This is a genomic window from Brevundimonas sp. LM2, assembly GCF_002002865.1.
In the GTDB taxonomy this organism is placed as follows: Bacteria; Pseudomonadota; Alphaproteobacteria; order Caulobacterales; family Caulobacteraceae; genus Brevundimonas.
This window is the reverse complement of sequence record NZ_CP019508.1, coordinates 346637-372590: the sequence shown is the minus strand read 5'-3', so window position 1 is coordinate 372590 and position 25954 is coordinate 346637. Positions and strand designations below refer to the sequence as shown.

The following is a 25954-nucleotide window of genomic DNA, read 5'->3' as shown; positions in this document are numbered from 1 at the left end:
GTCACGACTCCACGGTCACCACGATCTTGCCCAGGGCGGTCCGGTCCGACAGGGCCTGGATCGCCTGATGCGCCCGCTCCAGCGGGAAGGTCCGGCTGACGCGCGGCTTGATCTTCCCATCGGCCCAGAAGGCCATCAGCTCGGCCATGTTGGCGGCGTGGCCGGCCGGGTCGCGCGCCACGGCCGCGCCCCAGAACACGCCGATCACCGACACCGACTTCAGCAGGGTCAGGTTCAGCGGAAACGACGGGATGCCCGCCGGGAAGCCGATCACCAGATAGCGTCCGTTCCAGTCCATCGACCGCAGCGCCGGCTCGGCATAGTCGCCGCCCACGCCGTCGAACACCACGTCCGGCCCGTCGCGGCCCGAGGCCAGCCGCAGTTCCCCCGACAGTTCCTTCTGCGCCGCCTTGTCCATCGCCCCGGCGGGATAGATCAGGCCGTTGTCGGCCCCCAGCTCCAGGGCGAACTGGACCTTGTCGTTGGTCGAGGCGGCGGCGGTGACCTGGGCGCCCATGGCCTTGCCCAGCTCGACCGCCGCGGCCCCCACGCCCCCGGCCGCGCCCAGCACCAGCAGCCGCTCGCCGGCCTGAAGCTTGGCCCGGTCCTTCAGCGCGTAATAGGCCGTGCCATAGGTCAGGACGAGGCCGGCCGCCTCCTCGAAGCCCATGCCGTCGGGCATCTTGATCAGGCTTTCGGCCCGCACCGCGATCCGCTCGACCAGGCCGCCCCAGCCCGGGACGGCGATGACCCGGTCGCCCTTGAACACGCCCTTGACGCCCTCGCCGACCGCCTCGACCACGCCCGCCACCTCGCCGCCCGGCGAGAACGGACGTTCCGGCCGGAACTGGTACTTGTCCTCGATGATCAGGGTGTCGGGGAAGTTGATCCCGACCGCCTTGACCTCGATCACAACCTCGCCGGCCTTGGGCGTCGGATCCAGCACCTCCTCGACCACCAGGGACGAGGGACCACCGACGGTCTTCGAAAGCACGGCGCGCATGAGTCTGGTCTCGCTTCGCTCGGGCGACCTAGAGCGCGTTCGCGCTGCTTGAGGTCGCCTTGTCAGGTTGGTTCGGCGTATCGCCACCCCCGCTTGGAAAGTGGCGCACCCCTGCGCGCGACGCTAAAGAGCGCCACGCCCGAATGAAAGAGGCGAGTGCCCAGGAGTCTCCCATGCCCCGACCCGCCCTCATCCTGCACGGCGGCGCGGGCGCGCGGCGCGACCGGGACTATGGCCGCGAGAGCGAGCACATGGGCGAGGTCGTCCGGGCCATGGCGGCGCGCCTGGCGGCGGGGGCCGCGGCGCTGGACGTGGTGGTCGAGACGCTCGTCCTGCTGGAGGATTCCGGCCTCTATGTCGCCGGTCGCGGGGCCTCGCCCAATCTGGCGGGCGACTACGAGCTGGACGCCAGCCTGATGGACGGCCCGACCCGCCGGGCCGGGGCCGTGGCCGCCTTCCAGGGCTACCGCAATCCGATCCGCGCCGCCCGCGCCGTGATGGACCACACCCCCCATGTCCTGCTGGCCGGATCCGGGGCCGCCGCCTTCGCCGCCGACCAGGGGCTTGAGCCGATCGACGACCCGGCGACCTGGTTCACCCGCGCCGGTCTGGACGAGGACAACCATCCCCCCGGCCAGGGGCGCTCGGCCGCCCTGGCCCACGGCACGGTCGGCTGCTGCGTGCTGGACGCCCAGGGCCGCCTGGCCGCCGGCACCTCGACCGGCGGGGTGTTCGGCAAGCTGCCGGGCCGCGTCGGCGACACCCCCCTGCCCGGGGCCGGCGTCTGGGCCAGCGACCGCGTCGCCGTCTCCTGCACCGGCCAGGGCGAGTATTTCATCCGGACCCAGGCCGCCGCCGCCGTCGACTGGCGCGTCCAGTCGGGCCAGAGCCTTCGCGAGGCCGGTTCCGCCGCCATCGCCGAGATCGGCACGATGGGCGGCGACGGCGGTCTGATCGCCCTGGACGCCCAGGGCCGGCGCGCCGACCCCTTCAATAGCCAGGGCATGAAACGCGCCTGGCTGACGCCGGACGGCGATGTCGGGGTCGAGGTGTTCGGCCGGTCGTAACCCGTTATCCGCCGTCTTTCTCCCCCCGCCTTCGGAGCGGGAGGACGCGGCTCAATCGTCCGTCGCCGCCGGTGCCTCGCCCTCGACCACCGCATCGCTGGCCTGATCCAGGGCGTACTGGGCGATCAGCTGATAGGTGACCAGCTGTTCGGGGTCGTCGGCGGCCCAGGCTCCGCTGATGGCCATGACCGGGGCGGCGCGCAGCGCGCCCTGGACCTCGGGATCGTTCATGGCGTCGGCGACCAGGGCCTCGACGTCAATGTCGGCCAGGGCCTCCTGGGCGATCGCCCCCGCGTGACGGCTGATCTCGGCGGTGAAGGCCGAGACCTCGGGCGCATATTCGGTCCAGATCGCCGCGATCCGCGCCTCGCGCTGGTCGGCGGTCAGGCTCTCGTCGGCGCTGATGGCCTCGGCCCGCTCCCCGAACGCCGCCATCCGCGCCTCGAAGGCCGCGCCCGCCGCCTCGATCGCGGTCTCGGACGCGGTCTGGGGCTCGCCGGCCATCGCGCTGGACAGCGGCAGGATCGCCAGGGCGGCGGCGAGGCTGAGGGCGCGGATCATGGCGGGCTCCAATCGTGACATGCGTCAGGCTCCGCGCGAACGCCGCCTCGCTCAAGTGAAATCGCGGTAAGGGGGCGGGCGGGACCAGAAGAGGCGACCTTGTGAACGGGGACGCGCCCAAACACCCCAAACGGTGTTATCTTCGATTCGAATCGAATGAAGAGCGGCGTTTTCGTCAGGATGGATGCTGAAACGCTGGCGCGGCTGGCCGAGGTGGCGCGCGCAAGCGGAGCATCGCAATCCTTTCTAATGGCGGCGATCGCTGCGGATTGGCTGGCCCGGATGGAGACGACCGATGGCGGGTGTGAAGCGGCGGCCAAGGCGCTGGTCGGAGCCGGAGGGGTCCCCGCCATGCGACGCGCCAGACCCTCAAGAGACTGATGCGACGTTGGCCGATTTGGCTACTCGACTGACAGATCTATATATTGATGAACTTGAAGCGGCTCTGGAGAAGGGTGAGTGCACGATTGAGTCTCTACAAGAAAACGGGCAGCACTCACTGCGAATCCGCAAAAGAGCGCTGCACAAGCTATTAAGAGCCCAATAAGGATGGCCTTCCGAAGAGGAAAATCGACCTCCGCCTTGGCCCATACCTCCTTATATGTTTCCCGCTGCCTTACCGCTTTCCCGGACAGATACTCAGAGCGATTGGCGAAGTCGCGAAACTGCGTCGGTGCCATCAGAGGAAACAAAACTGTCGACGCCGCGAGGCCGAAGACAAGGGCTACAAAGAACAGACCCATCAGCCGCACTTCACCGCGAGCCGGGGCGCAGGTGGCGTCTTCTGTGAGCAGAGCTTCGGGCAGACCGAATATCAGGACCGCGCCGAAGACGACCGTCAGCAAGTTCGAATTGTAGATCAAGGCCTTCAAACCCGTCCATCGAACGAACGGGTGATGCGGTCTCAGCCAAGACATCAGGGTCTGTAACTTCTCCAGAACACCCGGGTCAGTCTTTCCCAGTCCGTCGTGTTCATAACATCCGCCACCGTCAGTCTAATCCCGGTTATGCGCTTCGCTCCAAGCTCAGGCTGCAGCTGTTCAACCAGATGACGCGCGCGACGGCGAATGACGTCATGGTGGGGGCTGATGAGATTGACCCGCCGGCCCGGCCGGGTCTGGTGACCGGCCAGCGGATTGTCGGTCTCGTAAAGGGCATGGATGGCCGTATCGACCAACTGCTCGATCTGGCGAATGACGAAGTCCTTGAACCTCAGGTACAGTTGGCTCTGTTCCGAGATGGTTCCGGCTTCGCTGACTTCCGAAAGATTTGCCTTCAGCTTATCCTTGACGATCTGAAAAAGAGCCTCATCAAACGTGCAGTTGCGGCAAGGAAGACTTTCGACCCTCTGGGCCTGCTTAGCATTCTCGACCGTGGCGGCATCAATCGGCATACAATCCCCCTCAAGCTGGAACTCGTGGAACACGGTTAGCCGATTAGACAACCTTGTGAAAGTCCTTCCAGATCGCGTTGCAGGATCAGCGAGCGTTGCGCTTGGCGAGGACCCGCAGGCGAAGCGCGTTCAGCTTGATGAAGCCGGCGGCGTCGTTGTGGTCGTAAGCCTGGACGCCTTCCTCGAAGGTGACAAGGTCCTGGTCGTACAGGCTGTTGGCACTCTCGCGGCCGATGACCGAGACATTGCCCTTGTACAGCTTGATCCGGACCGTGCCCGAGACCTTCTGCTGGCTGTGGTCAATGGCGGCCTGCAGCATTTCCCGCTCCGGCGCGAACCAGAAGCCGTTGTAGATCATCTGGGCGTATTTGACCGCCAGCTCGTCCTTCAGATGCATCGCCCCCCGGTCGAGCGTGATCGACTCGATGCCCCGGTGCGCGGCCAGCAGGATGGTGCCGCCCGGCGTCTCATAGACCCCGCGCGACTTCATCCCGACGTAGCGGTTCTCGACCAGGTCCAGCCGGCCGACGCCATTGTCGTGGCCGAGCTCGTTCAGCTTGGTCAGGAGCGTGGCCGGGCTCATGGCCTCGCCGTCGATGGCGACCGCGTCGCCCTTCTCGAAGGTCATGGTGAAGACCTGCGGCGTGTCGGGCGCGTCCTCCGGGCTGATGGTGCGCTGGTGCACGAACTCGGGGGCCTCGACGTTCGGATCCTCCAGCACCTTGCCCTCGGAGGACGAGTGCAACAGGTTGGCGTCGACGCTGAACGGGGACTCGCCGCGCTTGTCCTTGGAGATCGGGATCTGGTTCTTCTCGGCGAACTCGATCAGGGCCTCGCGGCTGCGGTATTCCCATTCGCGCCAGGGGGCGATGACCCGGATGTCGGGCTCCAGCGCATAGTAGCCGAGCTCGAACCGGACCTGGTCGTTGCCCTTGCCGGTGGCCCCGTGACAGACCGCGTCGGCGCCGACCATGCGGGCGATCTCGATCTGGCGCTTGGCGATCAGCGGCCGGGCGATCGAGGTGCCGAGCAGATACTGGCCTTCGTACAGGGCGTTGGCGCGGAACATCGGGAAGACGAAGTCGCGCACGAACTCCTCGCGCAGGTCGTCGATGAAGATGTCCTCGGGCTTGATCCCCATCTTCAGCGCCTTCTCCCGGGCGGGGGCCAGCTCCTCGCCCTGGCCCAGGTCGGCGGTGAAGGTCACGACCTCGGCGTTGTACTCGGTCTGCAGCCATTTCAGGATGATCGAGGTGTCCAGGCCCCCGGAATAGGCCAGCACGACCTTCTTCACGGGCTTGTCGGAGGCTTTGGCCATGGCGGGATCCTTGAAGAACGATGCGCGGCGGGGATTGGCGGCGCTTAAAGGGCCTGACGCCCTGCGATGCAAGGGCGCGATTGTGGCCGCCCGTCTTGGCCGGGCCCGCCCCGCCGCCTATCTTCAAGGTCACAGACCGGAGACCGCCGTGACCGATCCAGCCCCCCTGCCCGCGCCGATCGCCGAGACGCCGCCTCGACCGCTGACGGACGCCGCCCGCCGCGCCCTGGCCGAGGCCGCCGAGCGCCGCGCCGCCGCCGAGGCCGCGATCCTGCCCGACGAGCATGGCGGACCGCAGGGACCCGAGCCGACGCGCTACGGCGACTGGGAGAAGAAGGGCCTGGCCATCGACTTCTGAAGCGCCGGCTTTAGCCCAGCCGTCCCGTCCGTTCGATCTCGACCGGGCCGGTCATCATCACGTGGCCGGTGGCCTCATCCCAGTCGATCTGCAGCTCGCCGCCGTCGACGACAACGGTCGCGCTCCGACCGGTCAGGCCGCGACGGGACGCCGCCACCAGCGCCGCGCAGGCCCCGGTGCCGCAGGCCCGGGTCAGGCCCGCGCCCCGCTCCCACACCCGCAGCCGGATCCGGTCCGGGGCCAGCACATGGGCGAAGCCGACGTTCACCCCCTGCGGAAACAGCGGGTGGTGCTCGATCAGCGACCCCGCCCCCGTGACGAAGCCGTCGTCCTGCCGGTCGGTGAAGAAGACGACGTGCGGATTTCCCATGCTGACCGCGCCGGGCGTGTGCATGACCGGGTCGTCGATCGGCCCGATCTGCAGCTCGATCCCGCGCGTGTCCATCTCTTCGGCCAGGGGGATGTCACGCCAGTCCAGCCGGGGCGCGCCCATGTCGACGGTGACCCGTTCCGGCCCCGCCCGTGTCGCGGTCGCCGGGCCGCCCAGGGTGTCGATGGTCACGCGGTCGGAGCCATTGGCCTGCATCAGCATCCAGCCGACGCAGCGCAGCGCGTTGCCGCAGGTCTCGACCACGCCGCCGTCGGCGTTCCACACCCGCATGAAGGCGTCGGCGCGGTCCGAGGGCTCGATGGCGATCAGCTGGTCGAACCCCTCGCCCGTCTGACGGTTCGCCAGGGCCCGCACCCGGTCGCCGTCGGGCGTGAACGGTGTCGCCAGCGCATTGACCACGACGAAGTCGTTGCCCGCGCCGTTCATCTTCACGAAGGGTGTGGAGGCCTGCATGGCGGCCATATAGGCACGCTCACCGCAGTGGCCCAAGCCCAAGCGACGCAACGCCTGGGCCGCCCACCCGTTAGGCGGTCTCCCTGGACAACAAGCGAGGCTTTTCCGATGAACCTTCCCAATGGCGCGATGGTGGCCGTGGTCGACGGCGAGAAGCTGGCCCTGTTCAAGAACACCGGCCACACCGACGTCGCCCTGACCGCCCAGCCGACCCCCGCGATCGAGGACCGGGTGTCGGGCTCGCCCGGCCGCCACTCCAGCGGGGCCAACCCCGACAACGACACCCAGGCCGAGGATGGTTTCGCCATGGGCGTGGCCGAGGTGCTGAACAAATGGGCCCTGAACAACAAGTTCGACGCCCTGCTGGTCATCGCCGCGCCCAAGACCCTGGGTGAGCTGCGCAAGCACTGGCACAAGGAACTGTCGTCCAAGCTGGTCGGCGAGATCGCCAAGGACCTGGCGGGCCATTCGACCGACCAGATCGCCGCCGCCATCCAGAAGCACTGATCCCCGACGTCTGACGCGGCCTGTCCAATCGGCCGCGTCGGGCGGCGGTGGCCGTGGCCCGATGCCTCGGCTAGAGAAATCCCATGACCGCATCGGACCGGCCCGCCGACGGGGGGCTCAGACTTCGCGCCCGACTGCGGGCCCTCTACCACGGCACGTCGCGCACGGCCGTGCGCTTCCGGCTGGCGGTGCTGGTCGTCGACCTGACCATCATCGGCTTCTTCGTCGCCGCCCCCCTGCTGCGCGATGACCGGCTCGTCTTCTATGCGCTGGACTATGTGGTGGCCGCCCTGCTCGGCGCCGATCTGCTGGCCCGCGCCCTGGCCTATTCGGATATCAAGGACTGGCTGAAACGGCCCATCGTCTGGGTCGACCTCTTCATCCTGGCCACCCTGCTGTTCCCCGCCTGGCTGTTCAACCTCGGCTTCCTGCGGGTCATCCGGCTGTGGACCCTGGTCAACTCGGACTTCTTCTGGCGCACCATCGGCCGGCGCTACGACGACACCCGGGTGGAGGACACGACCAAGGCCGTCGTCGCCCTGGTGACCTTCGTCTTCGTCGCTACCGGCTTCGTCTACACCAGTTTCATGGGCCGCTACGACGGCATCAGCGGCTGGGTCGACGCCCTGTATTTCACCGTCACCAGCCTGACCACGACCGGCTATGGCGACATCCTGCTGCCCGGGGTCTGGGGCCGTCTCGTCTCCATCGTCATCATGCTGGTGGGCGTCACCCTGTTCGTCCGCCTGGGCCAGACCCTGCTGGGGCCGCACAAGGTCCGCTTCCCCTGCGACCGGTGCGGCCTGAGGCTGCACGACCCCGACGCGGTGCACTGCAAGGCCTGCGGCAACCTGCTGTGCATTCCCGACGACGGACGTTGAGTCCGGGTCCGGATGACAAATCGGTAACCTCCCACGCGTCCGCCTTGCCCGTCCGGGCACGGCCCCTAAGGTGCGGCCCGACCGCCTGAGGAGCCGCCCCATGATCCGCCGCGCCGGCCTTGCCGCCCTTCTGGCCTCCACCCTGATCGGACCCCCCGCCATCGCCCAGACCGCCCCCGACCGCACTTCGCCCAATCCGCCGCTGATCGAGGGCGGCTTCGCCACGACCGACGCCACCGACCCCTATCTGTGGCTCGAAGATGTCGAAGGCGAGCGCGCCATGGCCTGGGTCGATGCGCGTAACACCCAATCCTTGGGCGTGCTGCAGGGCGACCCCCGCTACGAGACTCTGCACCAGCAGGCCCTGGACCTGGTCCAGGCGCGCGATCGCATCCCCCAGCCGGGCTTCACCCGAACCGGCGCGGTCGACAATTTCTGGCAGGACGCCGAGCATGTGCGCGGCATCTGGCGGCGCACCACGCTGGACAGCTACCGCACCGACGCCCCCGAGTGGCAGACCATCCTCGACATCGACGCCCTGTCGGCGGCCGAGGGCAGGAACTGGGTCTACAAGGGCTCGACCTGCCTGCCGCCCGAGGAGCGGCTGTGCCTGGTCTCCCTGTCGGACGGCGGCAAGGACGCCGTCGTGGTGCGCGAGTTCGACACCGAGGCCCGCGCCTTTGTCGACGGCGGGTTCGACCTGCCCGAGTCCAAGGGCGGCGTGGCCTGGGTCGACGCCGACACCCTGCTGGTGGCCCGCGACTTCGGCCCGGGCACCCTGACCTCCTCGGGCTATCCGATGATCGTCAAACGGTTGAAGCGGGGCCAGTCGATCGACCAGGCCGAGACCCTGTTCACCGGCCAGCCGTCGGACGTCTCCGTCAGCGGCTTCGCCCTGCGCGATGCCGACGGCGTGGTCCAGGCCGTGCTGATCAACCGGGGCGTCAGCTTCTACGAGGGCGAGACCCACCGGCTGAACGCCGACGGCACCACGACCCAGCTGGCCCTGCCGGCCAAGTCCGACATCAATGCCCTGGTCCAGGGCCAGCTGGTCGTCACCGTCAAACAGGCCTGGACCGCCCCGTCCGGCCAGGATTTCCAGACCGGCGACTTGATCGCCTGGCCGCTCAGCGCCTGGCTGGCCGATCCGGCGACGCCGGCGCGGCTGATCATTCGTCCGACCGAGCGGGAATCGATCGAGTCGGTCACCGCCACGCGCAACCGGCTGGTGGTCGCCCTGTTCGATAACGTGCGCGGCGCGGCCTATGTCTATACCCCCAATCCCGACGGCGACTGGGCCCGCAGCCGCCTGGACCTGCCCGAGAACGTCTCGGTCGGCCTGGGCTCGGCGTCAGAGGTCGACGACCAGGTCTTCGTCAGCGTCTCCGGCTATCTGACGCCGCAGAGCCTGTATCTGGCCGACGCCGCAGATGGTGGGGCCGCCGTGGTCAAGGCCCTGCCCGCCAAATTCGACGCCGCGTACATGACGGTCGCCCAGTTCGAGGCCCGCTCGGCTGACGGCACCCTGATCCCCTATTTCGTCGTTCACGGCACCGCCCTGGCCCTGGACGGGTCCAACCCGACCCTTCTGTACGGCTACGGCGGCTTCCAGAGCTCGCTGCTGCCCGGCTATTCGGCCACGGTCGGCAAGCTGTGGCTGGAGCGGGGCGGGATCTATGTCGTCGCCAACACCCGCGGCGGCGGCGAGTTCGGGCCGAATTGGCACGAGGCCGCCCTGCAGCGGAACCGCCAGCGGGCGCACGAGGATTTCCAGGCGGTGGCCCAGGACCTGATCGCCCGCAACATCACCAGCCAACCCCACCTCGGCATCATGGGCGGGTCGCAGGGCGGGCTGTTCATGGGGGCGATGCTGACCCAGCGGCCGGACCTGATCAACGCCGCCGTCATCCAGGTGCCCCTGTTCGACATGTTCCGCTTCCACAGGCTGCTGGCCGGGGCGTCCTGGCGGGCCGAATACGGCGATCCCGACATCCCCGAACAGCGCGCCTGGATCGGCGAATACTCGCCCTATCAGAACCTGCGGGCGGGCCAGCCGTATCCCGAGGTCTTCATCCACACCTCGACCAAGGACGACCGCGTCCACCCGGGCCACGCCCGCAAGGCCGCCGCGCGGCTGGAGGAGCTGGGCTATCCGGTCCTGTTCTACGAGAACACCGACGGCGGCCACGCGGCCGGCGCCAACCTGCGCGAGACCGCCCGGCGCATCGCCCTGGAATACACCTATCTCACCCGCCGGCTGATGGACTGAGGCTTGATGCGTATCCAAACCCTGATGGCGGCGACGGCCCTGATGGTGCTCGCCGCTCCCGCCCTGGCCCAGACGCCCCCGCCCCACCTGCCGACCGATCTATCCCCTGCCGGCGTCCGCGCCGCCGACGATCACCTGGCGCTGGAGCAGGTCGAGGGCGCCGAGGCCCTGGCCTTCCTCGCCGCCGCCAATGAACGGTCGCTCGCCGTCCTGACCGGAGACCCCCGCTACGAGACCTTCCGTCAACAGGCCTTCGACATCCTGTCGTCCACCGCCCGGATCCCGGCCCCATCCTTCCTCGGCGACGGCATCGGCAATTTCTGGCAGGACGCCGACCATCCCAAGGGCCTGTGGCGGCGCACGACGCTGGACCGCTACCGCACCGACGCCCCCGCCTGGGAAACCCTGATCGACGTCGACGCCCTGGCCCGCGCCGAGGGCCGGGACTGGGTCTGGAAGGGCGCGGACTGCCTGGCCCCCGACGAGACCCGCTGCCTGATCAGCCTGTCCGACGGCGGCAAGGACGCCGTGGTGGTGCGCGAGTTCGACCTCGCCACCCGGACTTTCGTCCCGGCTCAAGGCCGGGAGGGCGGCTTCGTCCTGCCCGAGGGCAAGCACAGGCTGGAATGGCTGGACCGCGACACCCTGCTGGTCGCCACCGACTTCGGGCCCAGCACCCTGACCGAGAGCGGCTATCCCTTCATCGTCAAACGGCTGACGCGCGGCCAGACCCTGGCCCAGGCGACCGAGGTCTATCGCGGCGACAGCGCCGACGGCGGCTATGGCGTCAGCCCCACCGTCTATCGCGACAAGGACGGGGTGGTCGAGGCGGTGATCATCACCCGCCCGCTGGACACCTTCCGGTCGGAGACGTGGATGCTGGCGGATACGGGTGCGGTCCAACTGGACCTGCCTGCACGGGTTACGGTTCACGGCGTCCTGCAAGGGCGCTTGATCTTCTCGCCCGAAGAAGCCTGGACGCTCAACGGGGGGACTTCCCCAGCGGGGGCCGTACTCGCCTTTTATCCGTCCGAGCTGGTGAAATCAGATGATCGAGTCATCATTGATGATGGTCCCTCAGTGGTGGTTTTCGTGCCGGAAGCGCGTCAGTCCGTGCAGCAGGTCGCCGTGCTGGACGACCGTCTGGTTATCGCGACGACAGACAATGTCGCGGGCCAGTTGCACGTCTATCGCCACCAACCCGGGCGACCCGCGCGCTGGAACGCGCAGGAGATCACCGTCCCGGACAACCTGGCGGTCGGCCTGGCTGATTCGTCCAAGGCGCGCGGCCAAGTGTTCGTCTCCACCCAGGGCTTCCTGACGCCGCCGACGCTCAGCCTGCTGGAGGCCGAAGCCACCGACCTCGTCGCGCTCAAGGCCGGCCCCGCCCTGTTCGACGCCTCGACCCATGTGGTCGAACAGTTCGAGGCCACCTCCACGGACGGGACCAAGATCCCCTATTTCGTCACCCGGCCCCGAGACCTGGCGATGGACGGATCGGCCCCGACCATCCTGTTCGGCTACGGCGGCTTCCAGGTCGCCTTCCCGCCCGCCTACAAGCCCGAGATGGGCAAGCTCTGGCTCGAGAACGGCGGAGTCTTCGTCCAGGCCAACATCCGCGGCGGCGGCGAGTTCGGCCCGGCCTGGCACCAGGCCGCCCTGCGCGAGAACCGCCAGCTCGCCTTCGACGACTTCGCCGCCGTGGCCCGCGACCTGCAGACGCGCGGCATCACCTCGCCCCGCCGCCTCGGCATCTATGGCCGCTCGAACGGCGGGGTCCTGACCTCGGTCTCGATCACCCAGCATCCGGAACTGTTCAACGCGGCGGTGATCGAAAGCCCCTTGATCGACATGCTGCGCTATCCCGACCTGCCGGCCGGGGCCTCCTGGATCGGCGAATTCGGCGACCCACGCATCCCCGGCGACGCCGCCTTCATCGCCCGCTATTCCGCCTATCAGCAACTTCGTCCGGACACGGACTATCCCCGCGTCTATGTCACCACCAACACCCGCGACGACCGCGTCCACCCCGGCCATGCCCGCAAGTTCGCCGCCCGCCTGACCGATCAGGGTCACGACGCCCTCTATTACGAGGAGACCGCGGGCGGTCACTCCAACGACGCCGACCCGGTCGCCAACGCCCGCCGCTGCGCCCGGCACTATGTCTATCTGAGCCAGCAGCTGATGGACTGATCGCTGGCGCGCGCAAGACCGGCTGGTTCACGCGAATATGAGGCGCGGAGCGACGCGGTCCCGGTTAGGACTCGGCGTATGAACCTTCAGGGCATCTTCGTCGCGGGCCTGGCCGCCCTCGTGGGCGCGGCCGCCGTTGGGTCCGACGCCCAGACCGCCGGGGTCGGCGACGCGGTGCGGGCCCTGCGCCCGGTCGAGCCCGTGGTGGTCGAGCTGTTCACCGCCCAGGGCTGCTCAGGCTGTACCGAGGCCAACCGCATGGTCGAGGCCCTGGCCGAGGCCCCCGGGGTCATCGCCCTGACCTGGTCCGTCGACTACTGGGATTATCTGGGCTGGCAGGACACCTTCGCCCGGCCCGAGTTCGGCCAGCGCCAGCGGGCCTATCAGTCGGCCCTGCGGCTGCGCGGCGTCTATACGCCCCAGGTGGTGATCGACGGCCGCCGCCAGGTCTCGGGCTCGGACGCCGAGGCGGTCCAGGGCGCCATCGTCGAGGAGGCCGCCCGCCGCGTGTTTCCGCCGGAGATCCAGTTTCGCGAAAGCGGCGACGCCGTCGGCATCGGCAGCGGCGCTGTCCCCGCTGGTGGGGCCGACGTCTGGGCCGTGACCTATCGCCCGGGCCGCCAGGACGTCAGCGTCTCGGACGGCGACAACCGGGGCCAGGTCGTCAGCGCGGTCAATGTGGTGCGCAGCCTGACACGGCTGGGGCCCTGGCGCGGCCAGCCGATCCTGCTGACCCTGCCGGCCGCCACGGACACCGACGACCGGACCGTGGTCCTGGTCCAGGGCCGGTCCGATCGCCGCATCCTGACCGCCGCGGTCCTCTGAACCTAGGCCGGTTCGTCGGCCTCGTCCGAGGGCGGGGCCCAGTCGGGGTGATCGACGTCCTCGCCGCGCGCCTTGGCGTCCTTCTTGGCCTGTTTGGCCGCCGCCTTGCGGGCCGCCTTTTCGGCGTCCGCCTTGTCCCGTTCCATCCGTTCGAAGCCGTAGTTGGGTTTTCTGGCCATGAGAGTCCTTCTTGAGGGGCACGAAACGCGCGTCCGGCGCGCGCGACTTGAGCGCCAATGTGGGGCGCTCCGGCGGTTCAGTCCACTGCGATGATTTCGACCGACTGACCGGCGACCGTGGCGGTGTCGCCGACGGCCTTGCCGATCAGGGCCCGGGTCAGGGGCGAGACGTGGCTGACGGAGCCCGCCGTCGGGTCCGCCTCGTCCTCGCCGACGATGCGCCAGGTCTGGGTGCGGCCGTCCTCGCGCTCGATCGTCACCGTGCCGCCGAACCGGACCCGGCCGTCGGCTTCGGCCTCGACCACTTGGGCATTGCCGCGTCGGGCCGACCAGTAGCGCAGGTCGCGCGTGGCCCGCGCCATGGCCGTGCGGTCGGCCTCGATCGAGCCCGATGCCTGAGCCGCCCCATAGGCGGCGCGGGCCTCGGCCAGGGCGGCGTCGATCGCGGCGAGGCCCTGCGGCGTCACCAGATTGGCATGGGGGGAGACGGGGCGATCGGGCAGATCGGCGGCCGTGGCCTCCAGATCCTCCTCGCGGGTAAAGGCAACGCTCATGGTTCCCCAAGCGTATGACGGGATGGGACGTTCCTGTGCAAGCCGCGCCGGGCTAAGGAGCGGCCATGACCACCCCCCTCGATCCCGCCGTCCACATCATCGGCGCCGGCCCCGCCGGGCTGATGGCCGCCGAGACCCTGGCCAGCGCCGGGGCCCGCGTCGTCGTCCATGACCGCATGCCGTCGGTCGGGCGCAAATTCCTGATGGCCGGGCGCGGCGGCCTGAACCTGACCCATTCCGAGGACCAGCCGGCCTTCCTGGCCCGCTATGGCCCCGCCGAGCCGCCGCTGACCGACTGGCTGGACGCCTTTTCCCCCGACGACCTGATCGCCTGGGCCCACGGCCTGGGCCAACCGACCTTCGTCGGCTCCAGCGGTCGGGTCTTCCCTCGTACGATGAAGGCCTCGCCCCTGCTGCGCGCCTGGCTGGGGCGGTTGGCCAACCTGGGGGTCGAGATCCGGACGCGGTCGCGCTGGACCGGCTGGCGCGGCGAGACCCTGGTGTTCGACACCCCGGACGGCGAACGCCTCGAACAGCCCGCCGCCACCATCCTGGCCATGGGCGGGGCCAGCTGGCCCCGGCTGGGCTCGGACGGGGCCTGGGTGCCCGCGCTGGAAGGCGAGGGCATCCCCGTGGCCCCCCTGGTTCCCGCCAACGCCGGGTTCGACGTGGCCTGGACCGAGGTCCTGACCGACCGCTTCGCCGGGGCGGTGCTGAAGCCCGTGGCCCTCAGCTTCGGCGGCCAGCCCCTGAAGGGCGAACTGGTCCTGACCCGCTACGGCGTCGAGGGCGGGGCGGTCTATGCCCTGTCGGCGGCGCTGCGCCGGGCCATCGCGGCCGACGGCTCGGCCCTGCTGAGCCTGGATCTGCGGCCCGACCTGTCGGAGGCCGCCCTCGCCGAACGGCTGGTGCGGCCGCGCGGCAAGGACAGCATGACCAACCACCTGCGCAAGGCCGGCGGCCTGTCGCCCGCCGCCATCGCCGTGCTGCGCGAGATCGGCGACATCCCGCCGGGCGTCGAGAAACTGGCCAAGCGGATCAAGGCGGTCCGGCTGAAACTGACCGGCATCCAGGGGCTGGACCGCGCCATCTCCACCGCCGGCGGGGTGCGGTTCGAGGGGCTGGATCCCGCCCTGATGCTGAGCGCCCGCCCCGGGGTCTTCGTGGCCGGGGAGATGATCGACTGGGAGGCCCCGACCGGCGGCTATCTGATCCAGGCCGCCCTGGCCTCGGGCGTCGTCGCCGCCCAGGGCGCTCTGCGGTGGCGGGCGTCGCAAACGCCGGATATGAGCCCCGCATGACCACCACCGCTCCCGAGATCTCCGGCCTTTGCCCGCCGCGCTTCGCCGCCGTGAAGGACGCTTTCGCCAATAACTTCACCGACGCCCCCGACAGGCTGAACGAACAGGCGGCCCGGTTCTCGGTCGTCATCGCCGGCGAGACCGTGGTGGACCTGTGGGCCGGGTCGGCCGACCCGCGCACGGACACCCCCTTCACCGACCGGTCGCTGGTGCCCGTCTTCTCGACCGGCAAGGCGGTCATGGCCCTGCTGATCGCCTCGGCCGTCCAGCGCGGAAAACTGGCCTATGAGGAGAAGGTCGCCCACCTGTGGCCGGCCTTCGCCGCCCACGGCAAGGGCGAGATCACCGTGGCCCAGCTGCTGTCGCACCAGGCCGGTCTGCCGGGCTTCACCCAGACGGTCGACCCGACCATCTGGTTCGACCAGAGGGCGGTGCTGGACACCCTGGCGGCCCAGGCGCCGATGTGGCCGCCCGGCACGGCCTCGGGCTACCACCCGGTCACGGTCGGCTTTCTGGCCAATGAGGTGTTTCGCCTCTCCGACGGCCGCAGCATGGGCCAGGCCCTGCGCCAGGACTGGGCCGAGCCCTTCGGCCTGGACCTGTGGATCGGCCTGCCCGAGGCCGAGCACGACCGGGTCGCCATCCTGCGCAAACCGTCCAAGGCCATCGACCTCGGCCCCATCGACGCGGTCAAGACCGCCGCCTTCCTGGATCGGGGCTCGGCCCCCGGCGGTCGCGGATCGACCGAATGGCGCACCGCGGAGATCCCCTCGGCCAATCTGCACGGCACGGCCCTGGGCCTGGCGCGCCTGCTCGGCCTGCTGGCCGACGGCGGGCGGCTGGACGGCAAGACCCTGCTGTCCCCGGGCGTGGTGGCCGAGGCGAGCCGCGAGCGCATCGTCGGCCCGGACAGGGTCCTGCCCTTCACCCTCAGCTGGGCGGCCGGCTTCACCCGCAACGCCGGGCTGAACATCTTCGGACCGAACCCCGACGCCCTGGGCCACTGCGGCTGGGGCGGGTCGTGCGCCTTCGCCGATCCGGCGACGAAGCTCTCCGCCGCCTATGCCATGACCCGCCAGTCGCCCTATCTGCTGGGCGACCCGCGGGCGCAACGGCTGATCGACGCTCTCTATTCGGCGCTCTGAACCCGTCCGGGCGCGGTCAGACCCCCGACGATCCCGGCGACGACCGCGCAGACGGCCGACAGGCCCATGACCCAGCGGAAGGCGGTGTGGAAGGCGTCGATGGCGGCATCCGACGTCTCCGTCCCCGCCATCACCCCGCCCAGCAGGGCCCGGCTCTCGGGAGCCTCCAGCGTCGCCACGAACACCGCCGACAGGACCAGCCCCAACAGCGCCACGGCCAGGAGGCCGGCGATCCGCGCCACGGCATTGTTGACGCCCGAGGCCACGCCGGTCCGGCCGGGATCGACCGCCCCCATGACCGCCGCGGTCAGGGGTCCGACCGCCAGGGTCATGCCGATCGCCAGCACCGTCATCCCCGCCAGCGGCCCGTCAACATAGCCGGCCCCGCGTCCCGGCACGGCGATCAGCGCCAGCCCCAGCCCGGCCAGGACCGGCCCCACGCTCAGCGACAGCCGCGCCCCGAACCGGTCCGCGATCCCGCCCGCCACGGTCGAGAACAGCCCCATGACCACGGCGAACGGCAGCATGGCCGACCCCGCCTCGGTCGCGCTCCAGCCCTGGACCCGGATCAGATCGAACGGCAGGAAGAACATGGCCCCGCTCAGGGCGAAATAGAGCAGCAGGGTCAGGACGTTGATCCCGCTGAACACCGGCGACCGGAACAGGCCGAGGGGCATCATCGGATGCGCCTCGCGCGCCTCGGCCACCAGGAAGCCGCCCAGCAGGACGACCCCGGCCGCCAGGGCGGCCACCACCCAGCCGTCCCCCAGGCCCCGGTCCGGCGCGGCGGTCAGGCCCCAGATCAGGACGCCCAGCCCCGCCACGGCCAGTCCGGCCCCTGGCGCGTCCAGCGTCCTGGCCTCCGGATCGCGGCTTTCCGGCACGGCCTTCAGGGCGACGACGACGGTCAGGATCGCCAGCGGGACGTTGATCCAGAAGATCGCCCGCCAGTCCGCGTGATCGGCCAGCCAGCCGCCGACCAGCGGCCCGACCATGCCGAACAGGGCCCCCGCCCCGGCCCAGGTGCCGAAGGCCTTGCCGCGTTCCTCGGGCGGGAAACTGGCCCCGATCAGGGCCAGGGCACCGGGCGTCAGCAGGGCCGCGCCCACGCCCTGCGCCGCCCGGCCCATTATTAACAGGGCCGCCGTGGGAGCCAGGCCGCAGGCCACCGAGGCCAGGGCGAAGACGACCACCCCGATCAGGAAGACCCGCTTGCGCCCGAACCGATCCCCCGCCGCGCCCCCGCTCAGGACGAGGGCCCCGAGCGTCAGCAGATAGGCGTTGGAGATCCACTGCCCCGCCGCCGGGCCCGCGCCGAGGTCGCGCTGGATGGCCGGCAGGGCCACGCCCAGGGCCGAGCCGTCGATGAAGGTCAGGGCCGAGCCCAGCACGGTGGCGACCAGGATGGCGCGCTTTCGGCCCTTCGACAGGCCCGTCTGCGTGACCGCCACAGCCTGGACTTGGCCGGCTTCGCAGGGGGGACGCTGGGAACCGTGCATGCGTCAGCCTAGACCGGCTGGGCAGCCTCGGCCATGGCCCGTCGCGCCGCCCGGGCCCGCAGGAAGGCCGCCGTCGCGAAGACCCCGGCCCCGACCCAGATGAAGGCGAACGACACGGCCCGCAGCGGGGTGAACAGCTCGCCCGTGGCCAGGCCGACGCCGAACTGCAGGGTCGGGGCCAGGAACTGGATGAACCCCATGGTCGACAGCGGCATCCGCCGCGCCGCATAGGCGAACAGGGCCAGGGGCAGGACCGTCGCCGGCCCGTTCAACAGGGCCCAGCCGAAGGCCTCCGGTGTCGCGAAGGCATGACCCTGTCCCTGCATCTGCAGCCAGGCTACGAACACCAGGCCGAACGGCAGCAGCAGCAGGCATTCGATGAACAGCCCCGCCTGGGCCTCGACCGGCACCCGTTTCTTGATGATCCCATAGGCCCCGAAACTCAGCGCCAGGGCGATCGAGATCCATGGCGGCCGACCCAGGGCCAGGGCCTGGAACACCACGCCGACGGCCGCCAGACCGATCGCCACCCAGCCCCACCGGTCGATCTTCTCGCGGAACAGCCACAGCCCCACGACCATGTTGAGCAGGGGGTTGATGTAGTAGCCGAGGCTGGCTTCCAGGGTCGCATGGTGCGTCGTGGCCCAGACGTACAGGCCCCAGTTGATCGCGATCAGCACCGTCGCCAGACCCAGCCAGGCCAGGGTCTTCGGCTGGCTCAGCACGGCCCGGACCTGCGGCGACTGCCCGGCCAGCAGCACCAGGCCGCCGGCGAACAGCACCGACCACAGGGCCCGATGCGACAGGATCTCCGGCGCGGAAAACCCCTGCGCCGCCTGGCCCATGAACAGCAGGGGCATGAACCCCCACATGATGTAGCAACCCACCGCCGACAGGAAGGCCGCGCGGGTCGGGGTGGGCGGAGGCGGGGTCATCGTCGATTCCTTTCCCTCTCCCAGAGGGAGAGGGACTCTAGACCGTCAGGGTGCGATAGCCGCTCTTGGGCTTGATGGTGCCCGTCTCGTCCAGCAGCTGGGCGATCTGGACGGCGTTCAGGGCCGCGCCCTTGCGCAGGTTGTCGGACACGACCCAGAACACCAGGCCGTTCTCGACCGTGTGATCCTTGCGGATGCGGCTGACATAGACGGCGTGCTCGCCCGCCGCGTCGACCGGGGTGATGTAGCCGTCGTGCTCCTGCTTATCGATCACCTGGATGCCGGGGGCCTCGCGCAGGATGGCGCGCGCCTCGTCGGGGCTGATCGGCCGCTCGAACTCGACCGTGACCGCCTCGGAGTGGCCGACGAAGACCGGCACGCGGACGCAGGTGACCGTCAGCTTGATGTTCGGATCCAGCATCTTGTGGGTCTCGTCCGACATCTTCTGCTCTTCGTCGGTATAGCCGTCCTCGTTGAACGACCCGATGAAGGGGATGACGTTGAAGGCGATCTGCTTGGGGAATTTTTTCGGCTTGGCGTCGCCCAGGCCATAGATGGCCTTGGTCTGGTTCCACAGCTCGTCCATGCCTTCCTTGCCGGCCCCCGAGACGGACTGATAGGTCGAGACCACCACGCGCTTGACCTTGGCCGCGTCATGCAGCGGCTTCAGCGCCACCACCAGCTGGGCGGTCGAGCAGTTGGGGTTGGCGATGATGTTCTTCTTGCCCGCCAGCTTGATCGCGTCGGGGTTCACCTCGGGCACGATCAGCGGCACGTCCGGGTCCTTGCGGAAGGCCGAGGAGTTGTCGATCACCATCGGCCCCAGCTTGCCGATCTTCTCGGACCAGGCGCGCGACACGTCCCCGCCCGCGCTCATCAGCACGATGTCGACGGTCGAGAAGTCGAAGCTGTCGATGTCCTGGCATTTGATGGTCTTGTCGCCCCAGGCGACGTCCATCCCCTTGGATTTCCGCGAGGCGACCGCGTGCATCTCCGAGACCGGGAACTCCAGCTCCTCGAGAATGGTCAGCATCTCGCGCCCGACATTGCCGGTGGCGCCCACGATCGCAATATTATAGCCCATTCTGGGTGTCCTTCGGACGCGCTATCGCTCGGCTCGCGGAGCCTCGCTGCTTGAGCGCGGTATGGGGGAGTTCGGAGCATCGTGTTCCGAGGTTTGGCATTTAGGCGTTCGCGCCTGCGAAGCAACCGCTTTTCAGGGCGGACGGGCGTCGCTATGCCCCAGTTCCATGCCCTCTCGCATTGCCCGTGCTTATGAAAGTCGCCTGACGCAGGGGCTGCTGACCCGAGATCCGGCTCAGGGGACAGCGGTCGCGGCCCTGTCCCGGCTGGAGATCGACCTGGGCAAGCGCAAGCTGTTCGGCGGGGTGCCCGAAGTGCGAGGCCTCTATCTCTGGGGCCCGCCCGGCCGGGGCAAGTCCATCCTGATGGACCTGTTCTTCGTCTGCGCCCCCGAGCCCAGGAAGACCCGGGCCCATTTCCACGCCTTCATGGCCCGGGTCCACGACCTGATCCGCCAGTGGCGCGACGGCGACCGCAAGACCCGCCAGGCCGTCTTCGGCACGCACAAGGGCGATGATCCGATCGAGCCGGTGGCCGCCCTGATCGCCTCGGAGGCCCGGCTTCTGTGTTTCGACGAGCTTCAGGTCACCGACATCGCCGACGCCATGATCCTGGGCCGCCTGTTCGACGCCCTGTTCGAACGGAAGGTGGTCGTCTGCATCACCTCGAACCGGGCCCCCGACCAGCTGTACAAGGACGGCATCAACCGGCCGCTGTTCACCCCCTTCATCGACCGGATCTCGGAACGCTGCGAGGTCATAGAACTGTCCGGGGCGCGCGACTGGCGGCTGGACCGGATGAAGGCCTCGCGCGTCTGGTTCGACGGCGCGGACGGGGTGGGTCGAAGCGATTTCGAACAGCTGTGGGACGACCTGCGCGGCGGCATGCCCGAATGCCCGGCCCGGCTGACCGTCCTGGGCCGCGAGGTGGTGATCCAGCGCACCGCCGGCGGTCTGGCCCGGGTGACCTTCGATCAGCTGTGCGAGGTGCCGCTGGGGCCGCAGGACTATCTGGCCGTCGCCGAGCGCTTCCACACCCTCTTCATCGATGACATTCCCCTGCTGGGCCCCGACCGGCGTCAGGCGGCCCGGCGCTTCGTCACCCTGATCGACGCCCTGTACGAGGCGAAATCCCGGCTGGTGGCCACCGCCGTCGGGGCCCCGGAGCAGATCTATCCGGCGGGCGACGGGGCCTTCGAGTTCGAACGCACCGTGTCGCGGCTGAACGAGATGGCGAGCCAGTCCTGGCTGGACCAGGCGACCCGGGCCGACTGACCCGGCCTTGGGTTGGCCGCAAAAGCCTCTAGGGTGAGGCGGTCAAGGAACCCGCGCATGACCCGTCTCGCCCTCGCCCTTACCATCGCCTGCCTAGCCGGACCGGTCCTGGCTCAGGAGGCCCCCGCCCCGGCCGCAAGCGCCCCCGCCCCCGCACGCTGGAACGGCCTTCCGGTCGTGGCGATCGCTGAACGGCTGACGGCAGCGGGCCTGACGGTCGAAGCCCCCCAGGCCCGCGACGACCGGGTCTATCTGCTGGTGCAGGACGGGTCCCTGCGCTGGGTCATGACCCTGTTTTCCTGCACCGCCGGGGCCTGCCCCGACGTCCAGTTCACCGCCGCCTTCTCGGGGGCCAATGCCACGCCCGAGATCATCTCGCGCTGGAACGCCGAGCGCCGCTTCGTCAAGGCTTTCTCCGCCGCTCCGGAAACCGAAGGCGGAGAGCCCCAGGCCGTGGCCCAGTACGACGTCCTGCTCAATCAGGGCACCGACGCCGCCCAGCTGGACGACCCCATCCAGGTCTGGCGCAGCCTCGCCACCGACCTGGGACGGACGGTGGCGACGTCTCAATAGAAGTGTCTCCTCCCCGTCGCGCAGCGATGGGGAGGTGGCCCGAAGCGAAGCGAAGGGACGTAGGGGTTCTGGGTGCACGCAGAACCCCTCCGTCAGCTCGCAAGGGCTCGCTGCCACCTCCCCATCCCTTCGGGACGGGGAGGAGACCAAGCGCTCAAGCAGCGAGGCCCCGCGGGCCGCGCGTTAGCGCCCTCGCTCGCCCCTACGCCAGGGACGCGTCGATGTCCTTGCAGGCCTGCAGCAGGCCCTGGACCGAGGCGACGGACTTCTCGAACATCGCCTTCTCGTCATCGTTGGTGGTGAACTCGATCACCTTCTCGACGCCGTTCGCGCCGATCAGGGCGGGCACGCCGACGTAGAGGTCCGACAGGCCGTATTCGCCCGACAGCCAGACGGCGCAGGGCAGGACGCGCTTCTGGTCCAGCAGATAGGATTTGGCCATGGCGACGGCGCTCTCGGCCGGGGCGTAGAAGGCCGAGCCGGTCTTCAGCAGGGCGACGATCTCGCCGCCGCCCTTGCGGGTGCGGTCGACGATGGCGTCCAGATCACCCTGCGACAGCAGGCCGGCCGAGACCGCGTCGGGCAGGGGCAGGCCGCCGACCGTCGAGTGGCGCACCATCGGCACCATGTCGTCGCCGTGACCACCCAGGGTCCAGGCGTGGATGTCCTGCACCGAGACGCCGGTCTTCTCAGCCAGGAAATAGGCGAAGCGGGCCGAATCCAGCACGCCGGCCATGCCGACGACCTTCTCCTTGGGCAGGCCGGAGAATTTCTGCAGGGCCCAGACCATGGCGTCCAGCGGGTTGGTGATGCAGATGACGAAGGCGTTGGGGGCGTGGGCCTTGATGCCCTCGCCGACGGCCTTCATGACCTTCAGATTGATGCCGATCAGGTCGTCGCGGCTCATGCCCGGCTTGCGCGGCACGCCGGCGGTGACGATGCAGACGTCGGCGCCGGCGATGTCCTCATAGGCGTTGGCGCCCTTCAGCGAGACGTCCGAGCCGAACACGGCGGTGGCCTCGGCGATGTCCAGCGCCTTGCCCTGCGGCGTGCCCTCGGCGATGTCGAACAGGATCACGTCGCCCAGGGCTTCGCGCGCGGCCACGTGGGCCAGGGTGCCGCCGATCATTCCGGCGCCGATGAGGGCGATCTTCGCGCGAGCCATGGGGTCAATCTCCGGGAGAGGGTGTGCGGTGCGATACCGATGTCGCGCGGCGGTCTAGACCCGGCGGCTTTCGCCTGCAACCGTGACGCCGCGTGAGGTTTCCCCGACCATGACCCAGACCCTGACCGATTTCGTGGCCCCCGCCGACGTGCCGGGCGGCCTGCTGACCGTCGCCGACGAGACCACGGTGCGGGCCGAGGTCGCGGCCTGGCGCGCCCGGGTGCTGAAGACCCCCTGCCTGTGGGACCGGGCCACGCGCGGCACCCAGGACCGGATCAACCGGATCATCCCGGAGCGGGTCCACGCGGCCATCACCTCGGGCGTGGAAGCCCTGACCCGGGGCATCCTGTCCGGCTCGGAGCTGCTGAAGGCCAAGCCTATGGCCGACGGAACCCTGGCGGCGCGGGAGCTGAAGGCCCGGGCCGTCATCACCGCCCATCGCAACACCGCCAGCGTCGAGGGCGGGGTCGCCGGCACCGGGGGCTTCGTCCTGGCGGCCGTGGACTTCCCGGCCCTGATGGCGATCAAGGTGCGCATGCTGGGCGAGATCGTCGCCGCCTACGGCTGGGGCGGTGGCCCCACGGGCGATACGCTGCGCGAGCGGCTGTTCGTCCTGCACATCTTCCACCTCGCCTTCGCCAGCGCCAAGCGACGGCCCGAGGCCCTGGCCGAACTGGAGCGGTGGATCGCCGGGGTCGACCAGCCCCAGGCCCTCGCCGACTACGACTGGCGCCGGTTCCAGATCGAGTATCGCGACTTCATCGACCTGGCCAAGATGGCGCAGCTGATCCCCGTGGTCGGGGCCCCGATCGGGGCGGCGGTCAATTGGCGGCTGGTTGAGCGGCTGGGCGAGACGGCCGTCATGGCGTGCCGGATGCGCTGGCTGGCGGAGGCGGACGGGCCGGGCATCTGACGGCTTTACCCCGCCGGAAGCGCCGGGCAAGGTCGAGGCTTCAACCGACAGGATACCCTGATCATGCGCGCACGCTTCGGACTTCCGTTGATGGCGGCCCTGGCCGTGATCCCGGCGCTCACCACACCCGCCGCGGCCCAGACCCCGCCCGCCACCATCGGCCAGCAGTACGTGCCCGCCCCCTGGTGGATGCGCGATCCGGTGATCGCCTCGATCGGCCATGTGCGGGTCGAGCTGCAGGCGAACCGGGCCGGTTTCTCCGCCACCTTCCAGACCGTCGACCGCAGCGTCGCCGACGCCTCGAGGAAGGCCGCCGACCAGGTTCGCGCCCTGAGCCAGACCCTGGCCGCCTATGGCGTCGACACCGTCCGGGTCGAGACCAGCCTGACCACCCAGCCCCTGTATGACCAGTACCGCGACGAGAACGGGGTCCTGCGCGACAACACCCGCGCCGACCGCATCGAACGCTATCAGGCCCAGGCGACGGTCAGCCTGACCATCCGCGACGTCCGCCAGCTGGAGCGGATCTACGCCACCGTCGTCGCCTCCCAGCCCAATTCGATCGGCCAGGTCTATTTCAGCCTGGAGCCCGACAATGTCGCCAAGTCGAACCTCGCCCGCGAGGCGGTCCGCGACGCCGCCAGCCGGGCCCGCGCGGCGGCCGAAGGCGCCGGCGCGACCCTCGGTGCCGTGCGGGTGATCGATCCGACCGGCCGGGCCTGCCAGACCGACGTCCTGGCCGGCTGGCCCTCCTACGGCGCGGGCGCATCCCAGGCGACCACCGTCGATGAGGACATCGTCGTCAGCGGCAGCCGGATGGCGTTTGCGCCTCCCCCGCCACCGGCGCCACCGGCGCCGCCCGCCCCAGGCCAGGCCCCCAGCGAGGCCCAGATCGAAGCGGCGCGTCTGGCACTGCAGCCGCCGCTGCAGACCCTGACCGACCAGGCCTGCGTGGTCTACGGCCTGGACTGAGCATGGCTGGCTTCGCCGTTGACCCGGCCTTCGAGGCGGGTTCGGTCTTCGTCGCCGATGGGGACCTGTGCCAGGTCCGGCTGCAGGACGACGCCCGGTTTCCCTGGCTGATCCTGATCCCGCGCGTGGACGGAGCGGTGGAGCTGGACGACCTGTCGGAAGCCGATCGGCTGCGGCTGATGGCCGAGATCGTCGCGGCCGGGGCCAGGGTCCGGGCGCTGGGTCGGGCGATGGGGCGGCCGGTCGAGAAGCTGAACGTCGCCGCCATCGGCAATGTCACGGCCCAGCTGCACGTCCACGTCGTGGGGCGGCGTCGCGACGACGGCCTGTGGCCCGATCCGGTCTGGGGGCGGGGCAGTGCCATCCCCCATGGCGACCGGCTGCCGGATGCGGTGAGGGTGGCTAGCGCGCCAGAGTGACGGCGCGACGGCGACCGGCCTCGGTCAGCTCGCCGACCCAGCCGTCGCCCGACGGCCGCAGAGTCAGGCCGCCGTCCCTCCAGGCCAGGACCACGCCTGCGTTCGACCGTTCGGCCCGGTCGATGACGCCGGACTCCGTCGGCGTCCCGTCCCTGCGCCAGGCCCCCTCCAGCGGGCGCGCCGGGCCCTCGTCGGTCAGGGCCAGCGTCAATATCTCGGCCCCGGACGCGTCCCGGACCCGCCAGCGCCCGTCCAGGGGACCCATCCGCGCATCCATGCCGGACTCGGCCTCGACGACGCCGCGATCATAGGCCGCCTCGGCGGACGTGGGGGCGAACTCGTAGCTGGCGCGATAGGCCCCGACGGCGACGGGATGGTCGATCGGGCGCCGCCGCGGATCGCCGCGGCCGTCGCCTTCGGCCGTCACCCGCCCGAAATTCGAGGGCGGCTCGAACGGGCGTACGACAGGCGGCGCATAGAGGGGCGCGCCGTCGGTCGCGACCGTCTGGGGCGATGAAACCGCCAAAGAGATCAAGGCCAGGAGCACCACGGGTCCAGACTGTCCCGGTTCTCGACCGATGACCAGCGCAGACGACGGTCACGCGAAATCGTGATCGCCGTCCCACGGTCGATCGCCGTCGTCGGATGTGCGGCCGTTTGCAGCGCAGCATCGCGTTGACACCGGCCCGTGACGGTCCCTAAAGCCATGACCCACGGGTTTTC

The 25954-nt window shown here is 69.8% G+C and carries 27 protein-coding genes; 14 read left to right on the top strand and 13 right to left on the bottom strand.

Annotation, left to right across the window (positions count from 1 at the left end; genetic code table 11):
- Nucleotide 1: 1 nt before the first annotated feature.
- A complete protein-coding gene (locus BZG35_RS01910; protein WP_077354102.1) occupies nt 2-1003 on the bottom strand; it encodes an NADPH:quinone oxidoreductase family protein in 1002 nt (333 codons plus the stop codon).
- A 173-nt stretch (nt 1004-1176) separates the two neighbouring features.
- Here BZG35_RS01910 and BZG35_RS01905 point away from each other — a divergent pair, with 173 nt between their 5' ends.
- Complete coding sequence (locus BZG35_RS01905; RefSeq protein ID WP_077354101.1) at nt 1177-2070, top strand: isoaspartyl peptidase/L-asparaginase family protein; 894 nt, start codon at nt 1177-1179, stop codon at nt 2068-2070.
- Nucleotides 2071-2121: 51 nt separating this feature from the next.
- Here the strand turns inward: BZG35_RS01905 and BZG35_RS01900 are convergent, their stop codons facing one another.
- The 4 genes from BZG35_RS01900 to BZG35_RS01880 form a co-directional block, all read right to left on the bottom strand.
- Nucleotides 2122-2631: a hypothetical protein gene (locus tag BZG35_RS01900; RefSeq protein ID WP_077357732.1), complete on the bottom strand. Its 510-nt coding sequence runs from the start codon at nt 2629-2631 to the stop codon at nt 2122-2124.
- Nucleotides 2632-3032: 401 nt separating this feature from the next.
- Complete coding sequence (locus tag BZG35_RS01890) at nt 3033-3494, bottom strand: hypothetical protein (protein WP_150125890.1); 462 nt, start codon at nt 3492-3494, stop codon at nt 3033-3035.
- Between the two features lie 53 nt (nt 3495-3547).
- The gene (locus tag BZG35_RS01885) at nt 3548-4024 is read right to left on the bottom strand and encodes a hypothetical protein (RefSeq protein ID WP_150125889.1); all 477 of its coding nucleotides are present in this window, start codon (nt 4022-4024) and stop codon (nt 3548-3550) included.
- Nucleotides 4025-4109: 85 nt separating this feature from the next.
- Nucleotides 4110-5342, bottom strand: coding sequence for an argininosuccinate synthase (locus tag BZG35_RS01880; RefSeq protein ID WP_077354097.1), 1233 nt, complete (start codon nt 5340-5342; stop codon nt 4110-4112).
- Between the two features lie 148 nt (nt 5343-5490).
- Here BZG35_RS01880 and BZG35_RS17820 point away from each other — a divergent pair, with 148 nt between their 5' ends.
- Nucleotides 5491-5700: a DUF1674 domain-containing protein gene (locus tag BZG35_RS17820; protein ID WP_171981850.1), complete on the top strand. Its 210-nt coding sequence runs from the start codon at nt 5491-5493 to the stop codon at nt 5698-5700.
- A 10-nt stretch (nt 5701-5710) separates the two neighbouring features.
- On the opposite strand, the gene dapF is transcribed toward BZG35_RS17820, so the two are convergent.
- The gene (dapF, locus tag BZG35_RS01870) at nt 5711-6544 is read right to left on the bottom strand and encodes a diaminopimelate epimerase (protein WP_371454830.1); all 834 of its coding nucleotides are present in this window, start codon (nt 6542-6544) and stop codon (nt 5711-5713) included.
- A gap of 108 nt (nt 6545-6652) precedes the next feature.
- Here dapF and BZG35_RS01865 point away from each other — a divergent pair, with 108 nt between their 5' ends.
- The 5 genes from BZG35_RS01865 to BZG35_RS01845 all read left to right on the top strand — a co-directional run bounded on the left by BZG35_RS01865 (nt 6653) and on the right by BZG35_RS01845 (nt 13219).
- Nucleotides 6653-7051, top strand: coding sequence for a host attachment protein (locus BZG35_RS01865; RefSeq protein ID WP_077354094.1), 399 nt, complete (start codon nt 6653-6655; stop codon nt 7049-7051).
- Between the two features lie 83 nt (nt 7052-7134).
- Nucleotides 7135-7932 carry a potassium channel family protein gene (locus tag BZG35_RS01860; RefSeq protein WP_077354093.1) on the top strand — a complete coding sequence of 266 codons (798 nt, stop codon included), beginning with the start codon at nt 7135-7137 and terminating at the stop codon, nt 7930-7932.
- A 100-nt stretch (nt 7933-8032) separates the two neighbouring features.
- Nucleotides 8033-10201, top strand: coding sequence for a prolyl oligopeptidase family protein (locus BZG35_RS01855; RefSeq protein ID WP_077354092.1), 2169 nt, complete (start codon nt 8033-8035; stop codon nt 10199-10201).
- A 6-nt stretch (nt 10202-10207) separates the two neighbouring features.
- The gene (locus tag BZG35_RS01850; RefSeq protein ID WP_077354091.1) at nt 10208-12394 is read left to right on the top strand and encodes a prolyl oligopeptidase family protein; all 2187 of its coding nucleotides are present in this window, start codon (nt 10208-10210) and stop codon (nt 12392-12394) included.
- Nucleotides 12395-12472: 78 nt separating this feature from the next.
- On the top strand, nt 12473-13219 hold the full coding sequence (locus BZG35_RS01845; RefSeq protein ID WP_077354090.1) for a thioredoxin family protein: 747 nt from the start codon (nt 12473-12475) through the stop codon (nt 13217-13219).
- Between the two features lie 2 nt (nt 13220-13221).
- Here BZG35_RS01845 and BZG35_RS17815 read toward each other — a convergent pair whose 3' ends face one another.
- Both BZG35_RS17815 and greA read right to left on the bottom strand, forming a co-directional pair.
- Entirely contained in the window at nt 13222-13398 is a 177-nt protein-coding gene (locus BZG35_RS17815) for a hypothetical protein (RefSeq protein WP_171981849.1), read from the bottom strand.
- A gap of 77 nt (nt 13399-13475) precedes the next feature.
- A complete protein-coding gene (gene greA / locus BZG35_RS01840) occupies nt 13476-13952 on the bottom strand; it encodes a transcription elongation factor GreA (RefSeq protein ID WP_077354089.1) in 477 nt (158 codons plus the stop codon).
- Nucleotides 13953-14017: 65 nt separating this feature from the next.
- Between greA and BZG35_RS01835 the strand changes: the two genes are divergently transcribed.
- The gene (locus tag BZG35_RS01835; RefSeq protein ID WP_077354088.1) at nt 14018-15253 is read left to right on the top strand and encodes a TIGR03862 family flavoprotein; all 1236 of its coding nucleotides are present in this window, start codon (nt 14018-14020) and stop codon (nt 15251-15253) included.
- Nucleotides 15250-16398 carry a serine hydrolase domain-containing protein gene (locus BZG35_RS01830; protein ID WP_077354087.1) on the top strand — a complete coding sequence of 383 codons (1149 nt, stop codon included), beginning with the start codon at nt 15250-15252 and terminating at the stop codon, nt 16396-16398. The genes BZG35_RS01835 and BZG35_RS01830 overlap by 4 nt, the downstream gene beginning before the upstream one ends.
- On the opposite strand, the gene BZG35_RS01825 is transcribed toward BZG35_RS01830, so the two are convergent.
- From BZG35_RS01825 to BZG35_RS01815, 3 genes are read right to left on the bottom strand one after another with little or no spacing between them, the layout of a single operon-like run.
- Nucleotides 16383-17849: an MFS transporter gene (locus tag BZG35_RS01825; protein WP_077354086.1), complete on the bottom strand. Its 1467-nt coding sequence runs from the start codon at nt 17847-17849 to the stop codon at nt 16383-16385. The two genes, BZG35_RS01830 and BZG35_RS01825, sit on opposite strands and share 16 nt — an antisense overlap.
- Nucleotides 17850-17905: 56 nt before the next feature.
- Nucleotides 17906-18832: an EamA family transporter RarD gene (gene rarD / locus BZG35_RS01820; RefSeq protein ID WP_077354085.1), complete on the bottom strand. Its 927-nt coding sequence runs from the start codon at nt 18830-18832 to the stop codon at nt 17906-17908.
- A 37-nt stretch (nt 18833-18869) separates the two neighbouring features.
- Entirely contained in the window at nt 18870-19916 is a 1047-nt protein-coding gene (locus BZG35_RS01815) for an aspartate-semialdehyde dehydrogenase (protein ID WP_077354084.1), read from the bottom strand.
- A gap of 166 nt (nt 19917-20082) precedes the next feature.
- Here BZG35_RS01815 and zapE point away from each other — a divergent pair, with 166 nt between their 5' ends.
- Together zapE and BZG35_RS01805 are read left to right on the top strand one after the other, a co-directional pair.
- A complete protein-coding gene (gene zapE / locus BZG35_RS01810; RefSeq protein WP_077354083.1) occupies nt 20083-21189 on the top strand; it encodes a cell division protein ZapE in 1107 nt (368 codons plus the stop codon).
- 57 nt (nt 21190-21246) lie between these two features.
- The gene (locus tag BZG35_RS01805; RefSeq protein ID WP_077354082.1) at nt 21247-21762 is read left to right on the top strand and encodes a YbjN domain-containing protein; all 516 of its coding nucleotides are present in this window, start codon (nt 21247-21249) and stop codon (nt 21760-21762) included.
- 202 nt (nt 21763-21964) lie between these two features.
- Here BZG35_RS01805 and mdh read toward each other — a convergent pair whose 3' ends face one another.
- Nucleotides 21965-22927 (bottom strand): malate dehydrogenase, encoded by a 963-nt coding sequence (gene mdh / locus BZG35_RS01800; RefSeq protein WP_077354081.1) that lies wholly within the window; start codon nt 22925-22927, stop codon nt 21965-21967.
- Between the two features lie 109 nt (nt 22928-23036).
- Here mdh and BZG35_RS01795 point away from each other — a divergent pair, with 109 nt between their 5' ends.
- The 3 genes from BZG35_RS01795 (at nt 23037) to BZG35_RS01785 (ending at nt 25231) form a co-directional block, all read left to right on the top strand.
- Complete coding sequence (locus tag BZG35_RS01795) at nt 23037-23840, top strand: EcsC family protein (RefSeq protein WP_077354080.1); 804 nt, start codon at nt 23037-23039, stop codon at nt 23838-23840.
- Between the two features lie 63 nt (nt 23841-23903).
- Complete coding sequence (locus BZG35_RS01790; RefSeq protein ID WP_077354079.1) at nt 23904-24812, top strand: SIMPL domain-containing protein; 909 nt, start codon at nt 23904-23906, stop codon at nt 24810-24812.
- Between the two features lie 2 nt (nt 24813-24814).
- The gene (locus BZG35_RS01785) at nt 24815-25231 is read left to right on the top strand and encodes an HIT domain-containing protein (RefSeq protein WP_077354078.1); all 417 of its coding nucleotides are present in this window, start codon (nt 24815-24817) and stop codon (nt 25229-25231) included.
- Here BZG35_RS01785 and BZG35_RS01780 read toward each other — a convergent pair.
- A complete protein-coding gene (locus BZG35_RS01780) occupies nt 25215-25778 on the bottom strand; it encodes a hypothetical protein (RefSeq protein ID WP_150125887.1) in 564 nt (187 codons plus the stop codon). The genes BZG35_RS01785 and BZG35_RS01780 overlap by 17 nt on opposite strands.
- Between the last annotated feature and the right edge of the window lie 176 nt (nt 25779-25954).

What these genes read in the sequence shown, in the direction of transcription:
- BZG35_RS01910 (WP_077354102.1), bottom strand. Translation starts at nt 1,003, where the DNA reads ATGCGCGCCGTGCTTTCGAAGACCGTCGGTGGTCCCTCGTCCCTGGTG.
- BZG35_RS01905 (WP_077354101.1), top strand. Translation starts at nt 1,177, where the DNA reads ATGCCCCGACCCGCCCTCATCCTGCACGGCGGCGCGGGCGCGCGGCGC.
- BZG35_RS01900 (WP_077357732.1), bottom strand. Translation starts at nt 2,631, where the DNA reads ATGATCCGCGCCCTCAGCCTCGCCGCCGCCCTGGCGATCCTGCCGCTG.
- BZG35_RS01885 (WP_150125889.1), bottom strand. Translation starts at nt 4,024, where the DNA reads ATGCCGATTGATGCCGCCACGGTCGAGAATGCTAAGCAGGCCCAGAGG.
- BZG35_RS01880 (WP_077354097.1), bottom strand. Translation starts at nt 5,342, where the DNA reads ATGGCCAAAGCCTCCGACAAGCCCGTGAAGAAGGTCGTGCTGGCCTAT.
- dapF (WP_371454830.1), bottom strand. Translation starts at nt 6,544, where the DNA reads ATGCAGGCCTCCACACCCTTCGTGAAGATGAACGGCGCGGGCAACGAC.
- BZG35_RS01865 (WP_077354094.1), top strand. Translation starts at nt 6,653, where the DNA reads ATGAACCTTCCCAATGGCGCGATGGTGGCCGTGGTCGACGGCGAGAAG.
- BZG35_RS01860 (WP_077354093.1), top strand. Translation starts at nt 7,135, where the DNA reads ATGACCGCATCGGACCGGCCCGCCGACGGGGGGCTCAGACTTCGCGCC.
- BZG35_RS01855 (WP_077354092.1), top strand. Translation starts at nt 8,033, where the DNA reads ATGATCCGCCGCGCCGGCCTTGCCGCCCTTCTGGCCTCCACCCTGATC.
- BZG35_RS01850 (WP_077354091.1), top strand. Translation starts at nt 10,208, where the DNA reads ATGCGTATCCAAACCCTGATGGCGGCGACGGCCCTGATGGTGCTCGCC.
- BZG35_RS01845 (WP_077354090.1), top strand. Translation starts at nt 12,473, where the DNA reads ATGAACCTTCAGGGCATCTTCGTCGCGGGCCTGGCCGCCCTCGTGGGC.
- BZG35_RS17815 (WP_171981849.1), bottom strand. Translation starts at nt 13,398, where the DNA reads ATGGCCAGAAAACCCAACTACGGCTTCGAACGGATGGAACGGGACAAG.
- greA (WP_077354089.1), bottom strand. Translation starts at nt 13,952, where the DNA reads ATGAGCGTTGCCTTTACCCGCGAGGAGGATCTGGAGGCCACGGCCGCC.
- BZG35_RS01835 (WP_077354088.1), top strand. Translation starts at nt 14,018, where the DNA reads ATGACCACCCCCCTCGATCCCGCCGTCCACATCATCGGCGCCGGCCCC.
- BZG35_RS01830 (WP_077354087.1), top strand. Translation starts at nt 15,250, where the DNA reads ATGACCACCACCGCTCCCGAGATCTCCGGCCTTTGCCCGCCGCGCTTC.
- rarD (WP_077354085.1), bottom strand. Translation starts at nt 18,832, where the DNA reads ATGACCCCGCCTCCGCCCACCCCGACCCGCGCGGCCTTCCTGTCGGCG.
- BZG35_RS01815 (WP_077354084.1), bottom strand. Translation starts at nt 19,916, where the DNA reads ATGGGCTATAATATTGCGATCGTGGGCGCCACCGGCAATGTCGGGCGC.
- zapE (WP_077354083.1), top strand. Translation starts at nt 20,083, where the DNA reads ATGCCCTCTCGCATTGCCCGTGCTTATGAAAGTCGCCTGACGCAGGGG.
- BZG35_RS01805 (WP_077354082.1), top strand. Translation starts at nt 21,247, where the DNA reads ATGACCCGTCTCGCCCTCGCCCTTACCATCGCCTGCCTAGCCGGACCG.
- mdh (WP_077354081.1), bottom strand. Translation starts at nt 22,927, where the DNA reads ATGGCTCGCGCGAAGATCGCCCTCATCGGCGCCGGAATGATCGGCGGC.
- BZG35_RS01795 (WP_077354080.1), top strand. Translation starts at nt 23,037, where the DNA reads ATGACCCAGACCCTGACCGATTTCGTGGCCCCCGCCGACGTGCCGGGC.
- BZG35_RS01790 (WP_077354079.1), top strand. Translation starts at nt 23,904, where the DNA reads ATGCGCGCACGCTTCGGACTTCCGTTGATGGCGGCCCTGGCCGTGATC.
- BZG35_RS01785 (WP_077354078.1), top strand. Translation starts at nt 24,815, where the DNA reads ATGGCTGGCTTCGCCGTTGACCCGGCCTTCGAGGCGGGTTCGGTCTTC.